The 18,144-nt window shown below is 68.7% G+C and carries 14 protein-coding genes and 1 pseudogene; 6 read left to right on the top strand and 9 right to left on the bottom strand.

The genetic code is table 11. The features are described 5' to 3' along the window. Window positions 1–1,148: 1,148 nt before the first annotated feature. Window positions 1,149–1,907 (top strand): hypothetical protein, encoded by a 759-nt coding sequence (locus tag ACZ56L_RS34200; RefSeq protein WP_471068919.1) that lies wholly within the window; start codon window positions 1,149–1,151, stop codon window positions 1,905–1,907. Window positions 1,908–1,919: 12 nt separating this feature from the next. Continuing rightward, the gene (locus tag ACZ56L_RS34195) at window positions 1,920–2,357 is read left to right on the top strand and encodes a MarR family transcriptional regulator (RefSeq protein ID WP_471068921.1); all 438 of its coding nucleotides are present in this window, start codon (window positions 1,920–1,922) and stop codon (window positions 2,355–2,357) included. A 560-nt stretch (window positions 2,358–2,917) separates the two neighbouring features. On the opposite strand, the gene ACZ56L_RS34190 is transcribed toward ACZ56L_RS34195, so the two are convergent. The 3 genes from ACZ56L_RS34190 to ACZ56L_RS34180 form a co-directional block, all read right to left on the bottom strand. Further along, window positions 2,918–3,694: a hypothetical protein gene (locus tag ACZ56L_RS34190; RefSeq protein WP_471068917.1), complete on the bottom strand. Its 777-nt coding sequence runs from the start codon at window positions 3,692–3,694 to the stop codon at window positions 2,918–2,920. A 667-nt stretch (window positions 3,695–4,361) separates the two neighbouring features. Next, window positions 4,362–4,775 (bottom strand): hypothetical protein, encoded by a 414-nt coding sequence (locus ACZ56L_RS34185; protein ID WP_471068915.1) that lies wholly within the window; start codon window positions 4,773–4,775, stop codon window positions 4,362–4,364. Further along, complete coding sequence (locus ACZ56L_RS34180; protein ID WP_471068913.1) at window positions 4,775–6,733, bottom strand: hypothetical protein; 1,959 nt, start codon at window positions 6,731–6,733, stop codon at window positions 4,775–4,777. The genes ACZ56L_RS34185 and ACZ56L_RS34180 overlap by 1 nt, the downstream gene beginning before the upstream one ends. 1,070 nt (window positions 6,734–7,803) lie before the next feature. On the opposite strand from ACZ56L_RS34180, the gene ACZ56L_RS34175 reads away from it, so the two are divergent. Then, window positions 7,804–8,796: a DUF4238 domain-containing protein gene (locus ACZ56L_RS34175; RefSeq protein WP_471068911.1), complete on the top strand. Its 993-nt coding sequence runs from the start codon at window positions 7,804–7,806 to the stop codon at window positions 8,794–8,796. A 529-nt stretch (window positions 8,797–9,325) separates the two neighbouring features. Here ACZ56L_RS34175 and ACZ56L_RS34170 read toward each other — a convergent pair. The 4 genes and pseudogenes from ACZ56L_RS34170 to tpg form a co-directional block, all read right to left on the bottom strand. Beyond that, window positions 9,326–10,096, bottom strand: coding sequence for a hypothetical protein (locus ACZ56L_RS34170; protein WP_471068909.1), 771 nt, complete (start codon window positions 10,094–10,096; stop codon window positions 9,326–9,328). A 331-nt stretch (window positions 10,097–10,427) separates the two neighbouring features. Further along, entirely contained in the window at window positions 10,428–10,943 is a 516-nt protein-coding gene (locus tag ACZ56L_RS34165) for a flavoprotein (protein WP_471068907.1), read from the bottom strand. Between the two features lie 99 nt (window positions 10,944–11,042). Next, the gene (locus ACZ56L_RS34160) at window positions 11,043–11,246 is read right to left on the bottom strand and encodes a hypothetical protein (protein WP_471068905.1); all 204 of its coding nucleotides are present in this window, start codon (window positions 11,244–11,246) and stop codon (window positions 11,043–11,045) included. Window positions 11,247–11,482: 236 nt separating this feature from the next. Then, window positions 11,483–11,902 (bottom strand): annotated as a pseudogene (gene tpg / locus ACZ56L_RS34155) (telomere-protecting terminal protein Tpg); the annotation flags it as partial. 114 nt (window positions 11,903–12,016) lie between these two features. Between tpg and ACZ56L_RS34150 the strand changes: the two are divergent. Next, on the top strand, window positions 12,017–12,418 hold the full coding sequence (locus tag ACZ56L_RS34150) for a restriction system modified-DNA reader domain-containing protein (RefSeq protein WP_471068903.1): 402 nt from the start codon (window positions 12,017–12,019) through the stop codon (window positions 12,416–12,418). Window positions 12,419–12,518: 100 nt separating this feature from the next. Continuing rightward, a complete protein-coding gene (locus ACZ56L_RS34145; protein WP_471068901.1) occupies window positions 12,519–14,456 on the top strand; it encodes a zeta toxin family protein in 1,938 nt (645 codons plus the stop codon). On the opposite strand, the gene ACZ56L_RS34140 is transcribed toward ACZ56L_RS34145, so the two are convergent. Continuing rightward, window positions 14,420–14,665, bottom strand: a complete 246-nt coding sequence (locus tag ACZ56L_RS34140; RefSeq protein WP_471068899.1) for a hypothetical protein — start codon at window positions 14,663–14,665, stop codon at window positions 14,420–14,422. The genes ACZ56L_RS34145 and ACZ56L_RS34140 overlap by 37 nt on opposite strands. A 255-nt stretch (window positions 14,666–14,920) precedes the next feature. On the opposite strand from ACZ56L_RS34140, the gene ACZ56L_RS34135 reads away from it, so the two are divergent. Next, window positions 14,921–17,614: a tetratricopeptide repeat protein gene (locus ACZ56L_RS34135; RefSeq protein WP_471068897.1), complete on the top strand. Its 2,694-nt coding sequence runs from the start codon at window positions 14,921–14,923 to the stop codon at window positions 17,612–17,614. A gap of 57 nt (window positions 17,615–17,671) precedes the next feature. Here ACZ56L_RS34135 and ACZ56L_RS34130 read toward each other — a convergent pair whose 3' ends face one another. Beyond that, the gene (locus ACZ56L_RS34130) at window positions 17,672–18,022 is read right to left on the bottom strand and encodes a DUF805 domain-containing protein (protein ID WP_471068895.1); all 351 of its coding nucleotides are present in this window, start codon (window positions 18,020–18,022) and stop codon (window positions 17,672–17,674) included. Between the last annotated feature and the right edge of the window lie 122 nt (window positions 18,023–18,144).

The raw sequence follows: 18,144 nt of genomic DNA, 5'->3' as shown, positions 1-18,144 counted from the left end.
GCGCGCGGTCTGCTCCGCAGACACGACGCGGCGTCGCTACGCGACGCTTTCCCGTATCGCTCCGCGATACGGGCTGCCGGTCCACTCCGTGGCCCAACAGCACCCTCGTGCGGCTTCGCCGCACGAGGGGTCGGCGCATAGCGCCGACGGGCCTGATCGCTCCGCGATCCGGCCACGGGTCACACTCCGTGCGACCCTAAAAACGCTGGCAGCGGCGATGGGATGGCGTGTGGGGCGGTGCGGGAGGCGGAGGAGGCCCGAAGGGCCGGCCGCCCGTGCCGAGGGCCGCAAAACCCGGCCAGACCAGGGCAGGAAACGGGCCGAACCCTTCAACCCGCACCCCCGAAGTTACCAGTTCCGAACACCTCCTATCACTCCCTCCAACCCGTGTGCGTCATTCTTCTAGGTCCGCTACTTTGGACCCAGCGCACGGACCACCACCCACCCGAACGACTCACCGAAAATCTGCGTCTGACTGCCACCACTAATCACCGACATTTCACCGGCTGAATTCCTTCGGGTGCAGTTCAGAATGAGCCGAGATAAGGGGAAGGTTGAATACCCTCGATCACTCGACTTGTTCAGCCAAAGAAAGGAAGCTGGGCGAGAGGGTGAGGTGTCGTGCGGTGTGCGGAGGTAGATGAGCCGTACGGCCCCCAGGCCGTACGGCGGAACCAGCCGCCGGGGCCGACGACTCCTGTTGGGGCTTGTCCCGTCCCCTCCCGAGCCAACGCGAGACTCAGAGCCGTTGCTGCTGTCCCCCTCCCGAGTGCTGAAGTCCGGCTCGCACGCGAAGCCGCGTGCACCCCGACGGGGTCCCGCAGGGGGGCAGGTGCGACCTCAGCCACCTAATACCTAGCGAATCAAGAATGCGCAGGTCAGAGCGACGCAATCTGCGAGATACGTCCCTCAGGAGAGACGTATCGAGGGAGTTGTGTCTCTCCTGAGGGTGCACAACGAGCTGCCCGTGTCATGTAGAGGCGACACGGCGTGCTGTCGAATGTCAAGTAGAGGTGACATGCGGCACTGGTTGTGTCCGGGCATAGAGGACGTGACATGGCCGGGGCGGGAGGGGGGAGATCTGTCCCCCCAGGGGGGACACAACTTTTCGCGGTGTCGTTCCGACATGACACGGGTGTCAAGCAGAGGTGACATACACTGCAGTCCGGACGAAGATCGAAAGCTGGGAGAGCACCCTCGTGTCACCCGCGCCGAAGCGCCGCAGCACCTCCTCCAGCAGGAGCGAGCCGAGCACTCAGCCCCAGCTTCCCTGGAGCGATCCCGCTGCGGCGTTCGACCACCCCGTGGCACCGGTGAAGGACCTCGACGACATTGCGCGCCGGTACCCGGCGCGGAAGATCACCGTCGAGCCGAGGAAGAAGCTGGAGTTCTTCAGCAAGCCAGAGGCGCCCAACGCCTTCGCCATGGACAGCCTGGAGTTCTTCTTCCAGATCGCGCAGTACTTCCGCGAAGCACTGCCTCTGCGCATGATCTTCTTGCTGATCGCCTGCCAGCGTGCCGGTGGGCGCATCCATCTGACGCAGGAGGAGATGGCCGACGTCCTGGACGTCACGCGCCAGAAGGTGTGTGAGGTCCTGGTCGAGCTCATGGAGTTCGGGATCGTCTACCGGGTGAAGCGGGGGGTCTACCAGTTCAACCCGCCCTTCAGCTACCGGGTGGCAGAATTCATCCCGGCAACGGACGGAACCGAGCCCCAGTACATCAAGGTCGAGCAGCACGAGGTCATCGAGCAGATCCGTGGTGACAAGGGCCTTGCCGAGCACGTCCGCTTCCCGAACCTGGACGCGATGCGCGCGGAGGTCGAGCGGGTAAGAGCAGTACGTGCCGAGAAGCGCAAGCTCCGCCGCGAAGAGCGCGAGCAGCAGAAGCAGCAGGAGAGGGACTGACCAGTGAGCAGCATGCATTTCGCCGCCGTCAACGCGGAGAGCATCCTCGCGGACTTGGATCTTCTGCCCGCGGCCTACCGCGTGCTGCTGAAGCTCCGTGCGTATGCCGAGGCTGGCGGACGCATCGAAATCGACCAGGCCACCATCGCCAAGATGCTGAACCTGAGCCGGGGTGCAGTGAACACGGCGATGCGCGACCTGGACCTGGCGCAGCTGGTGAAGCGGAAGCGGCCGGGGATCTACCAGATCAACGCGATGCTCGCCCCGTACGAGACACCTGAGGACGCAGTCGCCGCCATCAGGGCGATGCCGGCGGAAGAGCGGCTCAACTCGCCGGACTTCATCAAGCGCTACCAGTGGGCCGCCGCGGACTACCAGAACCAGCTCGCCGTGAAGCGCCGCGAGAAGGACGACAAGAGGCGCCGGGCGACCTTCAAGGCCGTCTCCTGACCGCGCTTCGTAGACGAGCTTTCCAGCGGCGCTGCACTTCGGTGCAGTGCCGCTGCTGCATGTGCTGCACACGCGCGTACATCTTTCCCCTTCAGGGGAAACCGCCGCATTGGCGCAGGTCAACCGCCCGGGCAGCCGTTGCAGGGCCCTGCTGCACCTGCTGTAGGCGGGTTGCAGCAGGAGTGCAGCGGCCATGCAGCAGACACGGTGCTGCTCTGCCGTATGAGCTGCACGTGGCGGGCGCCTGAGTCGGGAGCGCTGCCTCCCCTGGCAAGCGGGCCGCTACCTGTAGGGCACGGACGACCGTGCGAATGCTGCGCGGCCCGGAGGCTCCGCGACCCGGAGGCTCCTTCGTGTCGGGTTTCGAAGTACGCGACGACGACCACGGTCATCCTGTCCCTCGTGCTCGTCCTGTCCACCGCCCTCAACATCGCGATCACCGCGGGCCTGCTCGCTCGCCGATCCGGCGTCGGCATCCCTCAGGCGATCCTCACCGGCGCGAGCATCCCAGCCACCAGCCTGGGCAGACCCGAGGCGAAGACGAACTGTCTTCCGGCAGGTCAGCTCCTCCAACTCGCGTCTCCCACCGCGCTGTCGGCCCAGTCCGAGATGGACTCGTCCAAGTCGCACTGGTGGTGCTTGCCGAGCTTCGCGTACAGGGCGTCGAACACGTCGCTGTCCATGCCTTCCTGGTGCTCGGCCAGCCAGTTGCCCAGCACGTACTGCTCACCGTCGTCCAAGTCCCCGCTCATCAGCGCCAGCTCTGGAGTCCACAATCCCGAGCACCGCGCCACCTGTACGACGTCCATGACCAGCTGGAGCGGCGACGGCTTCCACCCGGACGCCTCCTGGACGAAGCCGCCGGCGTCCTCCCGGTCCTCGCGCCACGCCCGGTCCAGCACGGGCAGCCGCAGCCAGTTCAGGCGCTCCCCAGAAACGGCGTGCGTCGGGAACGAGTAGTGGGTCAGGAAGTCGTCCTGCTCCTCGTCCACCTGGGACTGGCGCGGCAGATGACGCGGGTCGCGGGTGTAGGGCGCCCCCTCGAACACCCCGCTGTCGGGCGTCGGCGAGACCACCCGCCAGGAGATGTGCACCTCGCCCGGCCGGAACGCCTCCGGCCACCGCTCGTGATAGTGGTTGGCGTCCTTTGCCCAGTAGCGCCACAGGACGTCCGCCGGCTGTCCCTCCGCCGAAGGATCCTCACAGATCGGCTCAGTGCCCCCGACGAGCCAGGACAGCGCCAGCTCCTCGGTGTGGACGTACCCGTTCTTGGACCGGAAGATCCACCGCGTGCCCGGAGAGTACGGCTGCACGCCCGCAAAAGTCGTGTTGCTCATAACCAAGAGTCTTCCAACCGCAGCCCGTCCGCACGGGAGTTCCGCCAAACTCACTCGGCGGGCACCAGTACTCGGGCACGCCCTGCACGGAGGCCCACATGCGGTTCACCACCGGGCGGCCGCCCGGGTGGCGGTCGCGGTACTCCCGCGCGAGCCGGTACGGGTCCCCGTCGATGGTGTGCAGCACCGTGCTCCCCTCGCCCATCACTGCGCCGCGAGGATCGAGGCCACGACCAGCGAGGACTGCAACGTCGTCACCGGCTCCTCGGTCGGCTGCGCCTGTGCGGGCCGGCCGTCCAGCGGAAACAGCAGCACGGCCCACGAGCCGTCCGGCTGCTGCTCGTGATAGGCACAGCGTCCGAGTCGCGCGGCATTGGTCTCACCGTTACATCAACTCTTAGTTCGGAGAAGGCATGTGAGGCATGAGGTGGTTTCCGTACGTGCCTCACGGATATCCCGATGGTTCGTCAGGCTCGTTGGGCACATGTCACCGGGCCGTGGTGTGTCCGGGGCCGGTCGGGCGCCGGACCTGACCAGCCGTTGGGATCGTCGGAGTCCCTGAGGCCCGGCTATGCCCTTCGCAGCACGTGGGCCCCCGGCGCCGTCCTCCCGGTGCGGGGGCCCACGTGTGTTTCCGGTGTCGGCCGGTGTTTTGGCCGGCCGGGGGTCAGGTGCGCTGGTGCGGCATGCGCGTCCGGTGCACGAGTGGGATGCCGAGGCGGGCGGCCACGGTTTTCTCCAGGGCGGAGACGACGTGGCCGGGGGTGGCGTCACGTAGCGGGATCACCCAGTACTCGACCCATTCGTCCCGCTTCGACTTGCTGTTGTTGATGTGCTGGCTGAGCCTGGTCGCGGCGGCACCCCGGTTCAGGGCCCGGGTGGGGGCGGTCTTTCCGCAGTAGCAGGCGTTGCCGTTGTGGTTGACCGCGATGTAGATGGCCTTGTCCTCGTAGCCGGAGTCCTCGCCGATGGGGATCGGCTCAGGCTGCGGTTCGACGAGCCATTGGCCAGCGAGCCGGGTGAGCATGACGTAGCGGTCGTCGGTGATGGCGACGACGCCGGTCCAGGTGGTGTCGGTCATCAGCGCGGCTCATCCTCGGAGACGCGGGTGAGGGCCTTGTCCATGCGGTTGAGCTGCTTGAAGGACGGCTCGACGACGGTCCAGGAGAGTTCGGTCGTGGTGCCGTTCTTCTTGCGCAGGGCAATCAGGTCGTCGAGGTCGGCGGCGGTCGTGGTGAGGGATACCTGGAAGGCGGTAAGGGCCTTGTCTTCGAGTTCGGTGGCGGTGGGGTCGTTCTGGTAGCCCTCGGGGTCGAACCCGTGGTTGGCGGCGAGGCGCAGGTGGGCGTTGAAGTCGCTGCCCTTCCAGTCGTCGCGCTCGACGAGGTGGCCGTTGGCCCACCACTGCGGGCGCAGGCCGGCGCGGATCCGCTTGATCGCGTCGGCGAGGACCTGCCGGCCCTCCTTCTTATCGAGGACGGTCTTGATGACCGTGCCGACACCGGCGCGCATGACCTTGATGTTGCCCACGATCTGCTCGGCGGAGCCGCCGGGGGCGAGGAGGTAGCCGCTGGTGACGAGGGTGACCATGGCGAGCACGCCGAGGAGCAGCCGGGCGGGGACGTCGCCGTTGTCGGCGCGCTTTAGGAGGTCGTCCACGGCCTGGTCGTTGTCGATGTTCTCGACGGTCCACTCGTGGTGGGTGAGGGCCTGCCACAGGCAGCCGGTATCCAGCGCGGTGCGCACGGGCGCCAGTTTCTCCTTGGGGAGGCTGGAGTAGGAGCGCAGGCCGAGTTCGACGATCGGGCCGCTGCGGTGGGAGACATGGAGGCGGCGCTTGTCGAGCTTCGCGGCCATGACCGCGTTCAGCCGGGGCTCCTTGCGGGTGAGCTGCTGGACGACGAACGTGAACCGCAGGTCGCGGAAGGCGGGGTTGAGTCCGAGGGACTTCATGGCGTCGGTGACGTCGGCGCGGCCAAGGAGGACGTCCCTTACGGACCCGGCGTTGTCGCCGAGTTCGCCGGCGTCGAACAGGGCGGTGACGATCTCTTCGGCGGTGACACCGTTTTGCGAGGACGCGTCGAACGGCTTCACCCCGATGTTCATGCGCATCAGCAGCGAGCGGACCGCAACGGGGAAGCGCCGCATGTCCGGGTTGTCGTCGGTGTAGCCGACGATGACCTGCACTGGGACGGTCATCGCGTTGAGGAGCCTGGCGGCCTGGTCACGCTTGGCACGGGCGGCCTTGCTCGTGCCGGTGGCGGCGTTGATGTCGCGGTGGGCGCTCTTGACGATCTCGCGGACGAGATCCCGCCGCTCGGTGAGGGGAAGCCGCATGAGGTGGGACGGAAGCAGGCTGTCGGGGTCCTTGGCGTTGGTGGGGCGGATCGAGCTGGACGGGACCTTGATCCCGGCGGTGCAGGACGCCCAGCGGCTGTTGCCGTCGACGATGCTCAGGTCGTCATCGGGGTGACGTCCGGGGTTGAGGAAGGTGGCGGGAACGGCAGTCAGGGGCCGCTCCACGATGCGCCGGCCGACTTCCTGCGGGTTGTTCCCCCTCACGCGCATAGACGCCCGGTCAATAGCGGCGAGGAGGTCGTCCATGGCATCGGCATAGACAAGGGTGGCGTCGGTGGCGTGCGCGGTGGGCATGGCCAGGACACGCTGGTCGTCGCTGGCGTCCGGGTCGGCCGCGTAGTGGGCCTCGTCGAGGAGCCGGTCGTTCTCGATCGCGGGGGACAGCATCAGCGTGTACGCGCGGTAGGTGAGGACGCTCAGCCATCCAGTCTCGACGCGGTGCCGCTCCAGGCGGGCTCCTTCGAGGAGTCCGGGCTCGACCGCACCGAACGCGATCCGGCGGACGGCAGCCGGGGAGATCTGAACGTCGGGGTGATTCTGGAGGAACTTGATCGCCTTGGTGGTCTTGCTGACCGGTTCGACGCGGTGCTCGAACGGCGTGGAGCGGTCGCCGGAGCGGATGTCGATGACCTCGATGCCGTCGATGTCGTCGTGCTCGTCGGGGATGTCGATGGTGCTCACAGGGCCTCAATCAAATGGGCCGACGCGAGGTGGGCTCGCGGCCGGTGATCGGCGTACGCGAGCAGAGCGCCATCGGAGCGCCACGCACCCGTGCCGTCCCGGTGAGGACCGCGGTCCGTCGCTGGGCTGACCCGGCGTCGCTTTGGTGACCTGCAGGCGGATCCGGGTACCCGCCCGTGTAGGCGGCGTACTCAGGTCTCGCCGGTGGACATTGTGGTGTCCACCGACTGCTCAACAGGCCGCCCTCGGCGGCGGCGATGGCAAGAGCATAGAGCCACCGAGTGGGCGATGTACGAGAGTTGACGGGCTTTCCGGTCCGACATGCTGTGACCTGCACGATCTCGCCCCAATGGCCCGTCAGGGGCTGGGTAGGGGTTGCATACCGTGCGGTCCGGCCACCTCGACGACCGCTCCGCCGGGGCGCAGCGGCTTTGAACACGAAACACAGGTGGCCAGCCGATGACACAGGACGTGGGATCGATGGTTCGTTCCGACGGACGTTCACCGCTTCCTCCGGCGCCCCCATCCCCCAATGTGACTCCACTACCTGCGGAAACAGCGCTTCCATCCCCCAATCCCCCAATAGAAACGGGTGCATCACGCGGGTTGGGGGGAAGCGGCACTCAGTGGGGTCTGGCCAGCCCCTTCGGGCAGGCGACCCAATGCCCCAATGAGAACGGGTACATCCAGCGCAGGCCGGAGGGAAGCATCACCAGTACGCAGTCGGGGAGGGCGGCTAGCATCCACACGCGGAGCGGCGAAGCGTTGATCACGCCGAGTGAGTGGAATTGACCTCTGACAAACGATCTTGACTGCTTGTCACTGGGGTTTGATCGGTGACGACTCCCGAGGTGTATGCACTCGCGCAGCAGGCGGGACGACGTAGGGCGGGGGCGAAAACGGTCGAGGGGGAATTGCCCGGCGCCCAGTTGATCCCCCCACAGCACCTACGGACCGGGCTGGCCGACCTTCAGCCGCCCGGCCGGCCCCTGGGCGTGGGAGGGCTACATGCCCTGATCACTGCGACAAAGTCCAGGCGGCGGCACATACCGCCCCTCTACAGTCGCCCTATGTCGCAGCACGCCAAGAAGCATCACTTTGTACCCCAGTTCCTGCTCCACCACTTCGCTGGGCCGAAGGGCAAACTCGTCGCCCACCAGGTGATGAACGAGCGGCGATTCCCCACCGCCGTCCGCGACCTCGGACACCGTAACTTCGGCCACTCGATTTACCGCCCGGGTCAGGAACCTGACCACATGTCAATGGAGGAGGCCATGGGAAACATCGAGGGCGAGGCAGCCACGGTTGTCAGGGAACTGGTGCAAGGTCGGGAGTGTGCTGTACCCGCCCACGCCCGCAGCGCCCTGGCCTGGCTCCTGGCACTCCAGTGGCAGCGCAGCCGCTTCCTGATGCACGTGACAGGCAAGGCAGTCAGAGACGATGACATCTGGACGTCCGAAGGCGATGACATCTGGATGTCCGAAGGCGATGACATTTGGGCGTCCGAAGGCGATGACCTCCAGATGTCCGACGAACAGCTCCAAACGAGCATGATGGGGCTCATCTCCATGTACGTGATTGAACCGTGGCTGGTTCGCAACGACGAGGACGCGTACTACAAGGACCAGTGGAATCACCTGGTCTCCACTTTGCTGGACAGCAGCATGCACTGGTCCTGCTACCGCCCCCGCGGAGGCGGGCTCCTGGTCGGTGACAACTCAGTCTGTTTCTCTGGCGTGGTGGGTACCCCGCCGAAGGATATTCCGCCCGCCTTCTTCGACCACGGTGTCGGGATCGGGTTTGCGAACTTTCGGCGCCTGACTCTGCCGCTGGGCAGCAGTCTCGCCGTGATCATCTCCCGTGACCCCCAGGACGCCTCCCGGCTGCGAGTCGCGGACATCAACCGTTACACCGTCTTCAACAGTCGTGAGTTCGTAGCGCACGCTCCGGACTGGGCCAAGGCCCATCCCGCGCTCGCTCGCGAACTTCCTCAACTGCTGGAGCGGCAGCGCACGGTCGCACCCGCTTTCCTGCAGGGATACGCCCCGGGCGGCCGCAACTAGCGTCTGGCGCAGGTTCAGCCACTTACACACTTGGGCGCGGATTGGCGATCCGATCACAGGCGGGGGCGGAAACGGTCGACTGCGCCGACCGCGCGCCGAGCCACGGGGGAATGGGCCTCCGGGCCCGTCGCGTGGCCAATTGGTCCATTCCGCAGTTTCGCCTCCCGGTTCCGCCTCTCCTGAGGTCAAATCCGGACGCGTCGGGCAGCCGCCCGCCCCCGGTCTGCATGGGATAGGTGACCTCGTTGATCAAGATCAGGTGGCAGAAAACTATCCGTCGTCAAGATCACCTGGCAAACGGCCAAGATGCTTTGTCAGAGGTCAGGAATTGCGACGCCGCTCTCAGCTCGCCTCCCACCTCAGAGCCTTCCCCCAGGAACGTCGTCACCTGGGGAAACGGGGGGACGACCTCCCAGGTCCACCTGAGAGGATCAGATATTTAGCCGTATAACTCCTCGCAGGCTCCCAGCTCCATACGGGCGTGCGGGGGCTGATCTGGAAGCCTGTGAGGTCGCCCAGCGTGACCGTTTCAGCCCGTCGCAGCACCGTGGCTGGCGGCGGCCTGCTCCAGAACGTCGACGAGCTGCACGGTGGCGTGCGGGTGCGCGCGGGCGAGCTGCCCGGTGAACTCGACGCGGGCGGCGCCTTCACTGCCCGGGGTGAGGCGGGCGAGCGCGGACAGCAGCGCTGCCTGGACGGTCACTTCCCGGGGCAGCAGGCCGGCGGCGCGGGTGCGGGCGTCCGGGTCGGCGTAGTGGCCCCGGTGAGCGGCGAGGGCGGCGGCGAGCCACCCGTCGACGGCGGGCAGGCACCAAGCGGAGCTCCCGGCGATCTCGGCCCGGACCTCTTCGTCGCCCTGGCGGGGCTCGACGGTGGCGAGCCGGTCCTCCCGTGCGAGGCGTACGAGCTCATCCCGGCGGTCCGTCAGCTCCTGCTGGCGCCGGGCCCGCTCGGTCTCCGCTTCGGCGGCCGCGGCGTCGGCGGCGAGCTCAGCCTGGACGACGACGTCGCCGTCCGGGTCGTACACCTCGCCGGTGCGGGCGAGCAGCTGCTCCAGGCGTTCCCATTCCGCGAGTTCGGCCAGCCCGCGCAGATCGTGGGCGGACTCTTCGTCGCGTGAGCGGTGGCGGTCGAGGCCGCGGGCGTCTTCGAGCGCGGCCGCGATCTCGGAGTGGGTCATGCCCCGGGCCCGGCGCCGCACCGAGGCGCGTCCGATGCGGGCCGGGTCGACGGGGCGGGGCGCCGTACGGGGTGCGGGCGGCGCGAACGGGTCCCGGGGGCGTCGTCGGTACGTGCTCACGTGGTCCTCGCATTTTCGGTCGGCTGAAATCGGTGTCGGGCAGGAGGAGGGGATTTCCTGCGTCGGTTATAGCAGCCGGAAAACGCCGGTGTTTCACAGACGGAGAATGTTCCCGGTGACAGCAGGCGCACCCCAAAATGCTGTGCGATATTTCGATTCCGAGACGGCCTGATAAGGAAGCAGCGCTTCAAGGAGGTCCTCAGACCCCTCTCGAAGCGCCTCCTGCAATCCTCGGTTCACGGCTGCTGAGCACCGGCTTTGCCGTCGTTTCTGGTGCTGGTGAGCTGGCAGAGCCTCCCGCGAGAGCCGGGTGCGTGGGGAACGGGGTGGGTCAGGTGGGCAGGGCGTCCAGGGCGGCCTGCCACGGGTACGCGTCGAGGTCACCCTGGCGCGGCTCGTGCGGTGTGAAGCCGTCCTCGCCCAGCAGCACGGTCACTCCGGCAGTGCGCAGCGTCTCCACGATACGGGCCACCGCGGGGTGGCGGTTCTGTGCGGCGTTCCAGTGCGGCAGGGCGACGATCGGCAGTCCGAGACCGATGCCCTCGGTGAAGAGTCCCAGGGCGAGGGTGTCCGAGGTTCCGGCCGCCCATTTGTTGACGGTATTGCTGGTCAGGGGTGCGACGAGGAGAGCGTCTGGGGGCGGCAGGACGTCGGGCTGGGAGGGGAGCTTGTACTGGTGGCGGACGGGGTGGCCGATGCGCTGCTCCAGGGCCTCGATGCCGCCGTCGAAGTCCTCCCGCGCCCACCAGTACGGCAGGAGATCAGATACAAGGTCGAGCCGGACGACGTCGAGCAGGACACGCTCGACCAGGGCGTGTCCGTACGGCGCGGCCAGGGCTACACCCATGGCAGGGGCCCGAAACCATGCGCCTGTGACTAAGCGCTTCAGTGGGCCACTGAGCGCGACGGTCGGCCATGGCCTCGCAGGTGGGCCAGCCCCTGCCCGCTACGTGGTGATGGCGAGGACGGTTGTCGGGACGAACAGAGCCAGAACGCTGAGGGACCAGTACGCACATGGAGCAAGCGCCGACCTGCGGCGGAGCGGCTTATTGGCAAGCCACCAGAGCAAGGTGTACAGCCCGGCGACGGGGGCGGCGATGAGCAGCCAGCCCAGCATGCCGTCGTTCTCAGTCGGCTCTCGTACGGTCAAGCCAAGATCAGCGAGTGGCCAGTTCACCACGAGGTACCAGAGCAGCCAAATAGGCAGCGTGCCTGGGAGCCCAAGCAGAACATTCACCAGTAGCGGTGCCGACCAGTGCTTCGTCATCCGTCCCCCTTCGGCAGCGTGGCCAACTACGGCGCTCAGTGTGACCAACTGAAGCGCTCATTGGCCAACTGAAGCGCTGAGTCACAGCGCCGGTCCGGGCCCCTGCCGTGGGCGGTGACCTACAGCTCGATGTCGAGCCGCTCCACGTCGGTGAACTCCACGCCCAACCCGTGCGCGCGGGAGTTGTTGGCCCGGAAGTACATCCGGGCCAGGCCGTCGGCGGCGATCTGCCGGAGCTGGCCCTCGCTGGCGCCTTGCTCCCGTGCGGTGAACGGCTTGTCGGCGTACTCGGGCGGCAGTGCCTGGGTGATGTCCCGGATTCGGGCGTCGTCGGTCGTGCCGTCGGCGGCTTCGAAGCCGAAGCGGGCGCGGGTGGAGACGACCAGCCCGTCCGTGGACGCCGCCTTCTTCCTCGCCTTCGCGCGGATCTGCGGCTGCCACCTCTTCTTCACCTCGCGCTCCAGACGGCCGCGCAGGTCCTGGCGGGGCCGCTTGAGCTTGCCCGTCACGTACCGCTCCACGGTGCGCTGGGAGATCCCCCAAAATTCTCCTTAACCGCTGGAATGAGAAGTTGATATAAGCTGCTTACGTCGCTTAGAATCGAAGCGGAATTAAGCGAACAGGCTTCAGGGCCGCTGATGGCAGGAGAACGCATGGCCACGCTCAGCATCCACTTCGACCCCGCCGTCATCGCCCGGCTCACGAGCGCGAACGGCGACGACACCATCCACGTCACTCTGTCCCTCGGCGGCGGATCCGACGACGCCACGGCCGCGCCCGTCATTCCGCACGGGCCGCTTGCCGCTCTGATGCAGGCCGACCTGCTGAAGCCGGGCACCGTCCTCACCTTCCACCAGCGCCGCGCGAACCGGTCGGGCCGCGCGGTCGTGACCGCCGACGGCCAGCTCATCGTCGACGGCCACTCCTCGCCCTTCCCCTCCCCGTCAAAGGCGGCGGAAGCCGTCACGGGCAACGTCATCAACGGCTGGACTCTGTGGCACACGCCCGGCGGACCCACCCTGGACCAGCTGCGCCAGAAACTGAGCACCGAGTAGGCGGCTCGACGGTTCTGGCTCCGCACACGACACCGTCCGCGGAGCCAGAACGGTCACCTCCTACGGGACACAAGAGCTCGCACGCGGCCGGGAGGCGTTGGTGGAGAAGTACGGCGAGCTGCTCGCCCAGGTAAACGTGCCGAAAGGGACGGCAGACCCGGTGACGAAGGAGGCCCTCGCCGACTTAGCAGCGGGCGATCCGCCCCCCTTTCCCGCGGACAGCGCCCTCAGTCGGCGGATCCTGTCGACCTGGACGGCGGCGGCCGCTCGTCAGGACCGGCCGGTCCGCGTGTTCGTCGCCGGGCCGCCGGGAAGCGGGAAGACCGCAGTCGCGGACCTGGTGCAAGACGCCTTGGAGCAGCGGGGCGGTGCCGTCCGGATCAGCAGTGATCTCTATAAGGGCCTGCACCCGCACTACGCCGCCTTCCTCGCCGACGACGTCCGCACGGCCGGACTGCGGGTACGCACCGACACCCGCCGGTGGCAGGAGCAGCTCACCGCCCACGCACGTTCCCGCCGGTACGACACGGTGACCGAGACCGCCCTGGCCGACGTGGAGGAGCTCCGCACCGCCGCAGTGGCCGCCCGCCAGGACGGCGCCCGCCTCGAACTGGTCGCGGTGGCCGCCCCGCTGGCGCTGAGCCAGGCGGGCATACTGGACCGCTTCCTTCACGGGGCCCTGGACGGGCCGGGCGGGCGGTACGTGTCCTGGGACAACCACGACACCTGCGCCCAGCAGCTGCTGACGGCCCTGGACGTCATCGAGCGCGAGCAGCTCGCCGACCGGATCATCGTCGTGCGGCGCGACGCCACGGTCCTGTACGACAACGAGCTGTGCGACGGCCGGTGGCAGCGCACCCCCGCCGCGAGCACGCACGTCGCCCAGGAGCGGAACCGGCCGTGGTCGGCCGCGGAGACCGCCGGCTTCGAGCGGAACCTCGCCCGCACCGTACGGCGCCTGCACGCCGCGTCCGTCCCCGAGGACAGCCGGCTGGCGGTCGAGCGCGATGTCGCCCGGGTGGCGGCGCTGGCCGCCCCGGTGCGCCGTACCGCGCAGGCCCTGCGCACGGCGCCGGGCGTCGACTACCACCGCCTTTCCGCCGCCGAGCACGACTGGACGTTCACCGAGCTGATCGTGCCCGGCTACCTGGACGACGTCCTCGCCCAGGAGCGGCCGCGGGCGGTGTACGTGATGGGGCAGCCCGGGGCGGGCAAGACCCGGGCCGCCCTGAAGGCGCTGCGGGAGCTGCGGGACCAGGGCCGCCGTCCGGTGCGTGTGGTGGGTGAGCGGTTCAAGACGCGGCACCCGGACTACCTGCGGCTGCTCCAGGACGAACCGCGCACTGCCGGGGCCCGGATCCGCCACGACTACACGGCCTGGCAGGACCGCGCCGAAGCGTGGGTGCGCGAGCGGCGCGGCGACATGGTCATCGAGATCGCTCCCGGCAGTGCCGGGCGCTTCCTGGAGGGGGCCGCACGCTGCCACCGGGCGGGGTACCGGGTCGAGCTGGTGGTGCTCGCGGTGCGGGCGGCCGACAGCCGTCAGGGTGCCGCCGCCCGCTACGCCGAGGTCAGCGGGCGCGGCCTGCCCGCCCGCTACACCTCCACGGGCGGGCACGACCAGTGCTTCGCCGCGGTCACCGACGCCCTGGCCGCCGCCGAAGACGACAGCGCCGGCCCGGTCGTCGGCGAGGTGCGGGTCGTACGGCGCGACACCACCGTCCTGCACCACAACACCCGCACCCCCGACGGCCGGTGGCGGCACCAGGCCACCGGGGTGCGGGCACTGGTGGAGGAACGGCTGCGCCCCTACAGCGCCGACGAAGCCGCCCGTTTCCTGGCCGTCCACGAGCACCTGCGCCGGGCCGTGCCGCAGTACCGGGCCGAGCTGGAGGAAACCCTCCAGCTCGCCGCCCTGCTGATGCCCCGCGCAGGCTCCCGCGGGGCCGGCAGGGTGCTGGCGGCGCTGCCCGGGCCCGCCGTGCCGGTCCCTGAGGGGGCCTACTGGCCAAAGAGGTCCTTGAAGGCCGCCTCGTAGCGTGCGGCGATACGCGCGATTTCGGTGTCGTCGGCCTCCTCCAGGGCGCCCTCGTCCACCTGGGCTTCCCGTACGGCCGCGGTCAGGGCCTCCAGACGCTCCTGGTCCGGCGCGGGCGCCTGGCGCTCGGTGTGGATCTGCTGCCGGTATCCGGCGATCACCTGTCCCACCATCTCCAGGGCGGCCTCAACGCTGACTGGGCCCGGCACACCGGAACCGGAACCGGCACCAGAGCCGTGCTCAGGTGTGGGGCTGTGGGGATTCGGGCTGTTCATCAGAGATGCCTTCCGGTTCCAAGGGGCAAAGAAAGATCATTTTCGGTGTGCGGGGACGGACCCGCCAAGGCAACACGTGCCGGCACCGCCCCGGGAAGAGCGGCGCACCCAACCCATACCGGCAGTGGCTGCCCAACTGCGGGGGGTCGCACGTAGGTTGGAGTCCGGTGATCACACACGGGGGTGGGTATGGCAGGGCGGGATCTGCGAGCGCTGTTCGGCTCGAACGACCAGAACGTCACGGCCGGGGAGGCGTTCACCAACCGGCAGGGCCAGTGGCAGCTGGTCGCCGCCGCCCTCACCGAGCACCTGCACCACCTCGCCCGGCCCTCCTTCCAGGTGGACGACTTCGAAGCGCCCCGCCGCAACCTCCTGGTCTTCCACGGCGTCGGCGGCATCGGCAAGACCGTGCTCTCCCGCAAGCTGGAGACCACGCTGAAGGACACCGCGGACCGCCCGGCGCAGTGGGGCGAGCCGGTGTGGCCCGCGGGGTGGCAGATCCTGCCCGTACGGATCGACCTCGCCCGCTCCGCCGGCACCGACTTCGAACGCGTCATCCTCACGATCCGCCTCGCGCTCGCCGAACTCGGCCACCCCCTGCCCGCCTTCGACATCGCGCTGCGCCGCTACTGGGAACGCCAGCACCCCGGGGAACCGCTGGAGGAGTACCTGCGGCGCTCCACCCTGGCCACGAAGGCCACCCAGAACCTGCCGCAGCAGATGCAGTCCGCGCTCTCCGACGTCGCCCAGGCGCTGCTGCTGCCCGGCACGGTCGGCACCGTCGTCGGCCAGGTCACCGGTTCCCTGGTCGGGGCGCTGCGCGAGCGCCGCCAGTCGGTGCGGGCGCTGGCCGGGTGCGCCCGGCTCGCCGACCTCCTGGAGGCGGAAGCGGACCTGGACGCCCTCTCCTACTACCCGCACCTGCTGGCCTGGGAGATCGACCAGCTCCCCGCCGGGAAGAAGGTGCTGCCGGTCGTCCTGCTCGACACGTTCGAGGACGTCGGCGACCGCACCCACCGCGACCTGGAACGCCTGCTGCAACGCCTGGTGTGGCTGATGCCGAACGCCTTCTTCGTCGTCACCGGCCGCTCCCGCCTCCAGTGGGCCGACCCCGCCCTGGAAGGGCAGCTCGACTTCACCGGCCCCCACGCCTGGCCGGGCCTCGCCGCCCACGACATCCCCCTCCCCCGCCCCGCACCCGGCAGCGCGCGGGGCCGGCAGATCTTGGTCGGCGACTTCAGCCCGGAGGACTGCGAGGACTACCTCGCCCGCCGCCTCACCACCCCCACAGGGCAGCCGCTCCTGCCCGCCGCCCTGCGCGAGCAGATCGCCGCCCGCTCGCACGGGCTGCCCCTGTACCTCGACCTCGCGGTCATGCGGGTCCTGGAAATCCGCCGCACCGGCCGCATCCCCCTGCCCGCGGACTTCGACGGCGGCTTCCCCGCCCTCATCACCCGCACCCTCCAGGACCTCACCCCCGACGAACGCAACGTCCTGCGGGCCGCCTCCCTCTTCGACGCCTTCGACACCACCCTCGCCGTCACCACCGCCGCCCTCACCCACGAGAGCGCCGCCCGCCGCCTCATCGAACGGCCCTTCGTCCGCGACAACCCCTTCGGCCTGTGGCCCTACTACCTCCACGCCCTCATCCGCACCACCCTGCGCACCGCCGACGACGCCACCGACGACGCCTGGACCCCCACCGACTGGACACAAGCCGCCAACCGGGCCCTGACCGCGCTCGGTACCCAGTGGCGGGAGCACACCGGGCCCGGCCGGCGCCTCCTGGTCGGCTGCCTGCGCCAGGGCCTCGCCCTCGCCCGCGACTTCCGCCTCGACCTCGGCTGGCTCACCGACGCCGCCTGGGCCTACGTCAGCGACTCGGTGTGGGAGCCGCTCGCCCCGCCCGCCCCGTCAGTCCCGCACGGGCCCGGCCCGGTGCAGCTGGAGACGGCCGCCGACGTCCTGGTCGAACTCCTCAGCGCACTCGCCCGCCGCCAGCACCAGCACCGCTCGCACACCGTCACCCGCCTCACCGCCGTTATCGAAACCCGCCTGCTCCCCGACGACCTGCAGCACATGGCCCTGTACTACCGGGCCAAGGCCCACCGCGACCTCGGCAACAGCCCGGCCTCCCGTGCGGGCATGCAGACCGTCGCCGACGGCCAGGGCCGCCTCGCCCCCGCAGCCCGCCGCGGACTGGCCCACCTCGCCCGCATGGCCGGCGACTTCCCCACCGCCCTCACCACCGCCCGCACCCTGGGCTGGGAAGGCCGCCACCACCGCGTCCAGGGCGACATCTGGTGGGCCCACGGCGACATGGACCGCGCCGCCACCGCCTACGCCACCGCACGCGACGAAGCCGACACCCACGGCATCACCGGAGAACGCGGCAACAGCCAGGCCCACCGCGCCTTCGCCCTGGCCTTCACCGACCCCTCCGCCGCCGACAGCGAACTCGCCCTCGCCCAGGAACTCCTGGCGGGCGTCGACCTGCGCGTCACCACCCTGATCACCCACATCGCAGCACTCGCCCGCGACGCCGGCCGCACCGACGCCGACATCACCGACCGCGGCCAAGCACTGCGCACCGAGACCACCGCAGCGGGCGTCACATACGCCGAACTCGCCCTGGAACTCGCCCTCGCCTTCCACCACGCCGTCCAAGACGACCAGGACCAGGTGGCAGCGACTGTCAGCCGCCTGTGCGAGAAGACCCGCGACGGCGACTTTGCCTACTACTGCGACATCGCCGCCTTTATGGCTGACCTGCCCATCGAGGAGGCTTCGCCCACGCACTGGATCGACAGCGCACAGCACACCCGACGACGATGGCGAGGACTGGTCACTGCCCGCCACGCCTATCTGACCGCCCACCGATGACACGCCGTACGACCTCAGCGCAAGCCCAGAAGCGAACGCCCTTTGAAATTCAGCAGTTCATGTACCCTGCTTCGCGCCAATCTGGGCGCCCATGGGCTGGTCGGCCTTGCCCTGACCAGCCAGGCGCATGAGCAGAATTACCGAACCGGCAATGGGAATAAGGACTAGGAGAATGTTCCACGCCGATCGACCGGTGTCGTGAAGACGGCGAGCCATGGCCGCATAGGTGGGGATGAGAATTAATCCAGACCACGCAATGGACAGTTCGGGAAGTCCTGCAACGCGGCCCAGAACCAGCAGTGCTACGGCGATAGCTATATTGACCAGGAAGAATACCCAGAAATCCGCTCTGTTACTCTGCCCGTTGAAGGTAAAGAACCTTTTCCACGGGTCGAAGTAGTGACTCACTCCGCCCAGCCTCCTATTTAATTTGAGGGCCTGGCGGCTGCCCAGTCGAGGAAAAGGGGCAGCCGCCAGACCTTGATGGAATTCAGTGCCGACCTAGGGGCCAGCAGCGAGAAACTGCGTCA

Source organism: Streptomyces sp. NPDC039736, assembly GCF_055596485.1.
The sequence above is the reverse complement of the archived record's forward strand: the minus strand, read 5'-3'. Positions and strand labels throughout refer to the sequence as shown.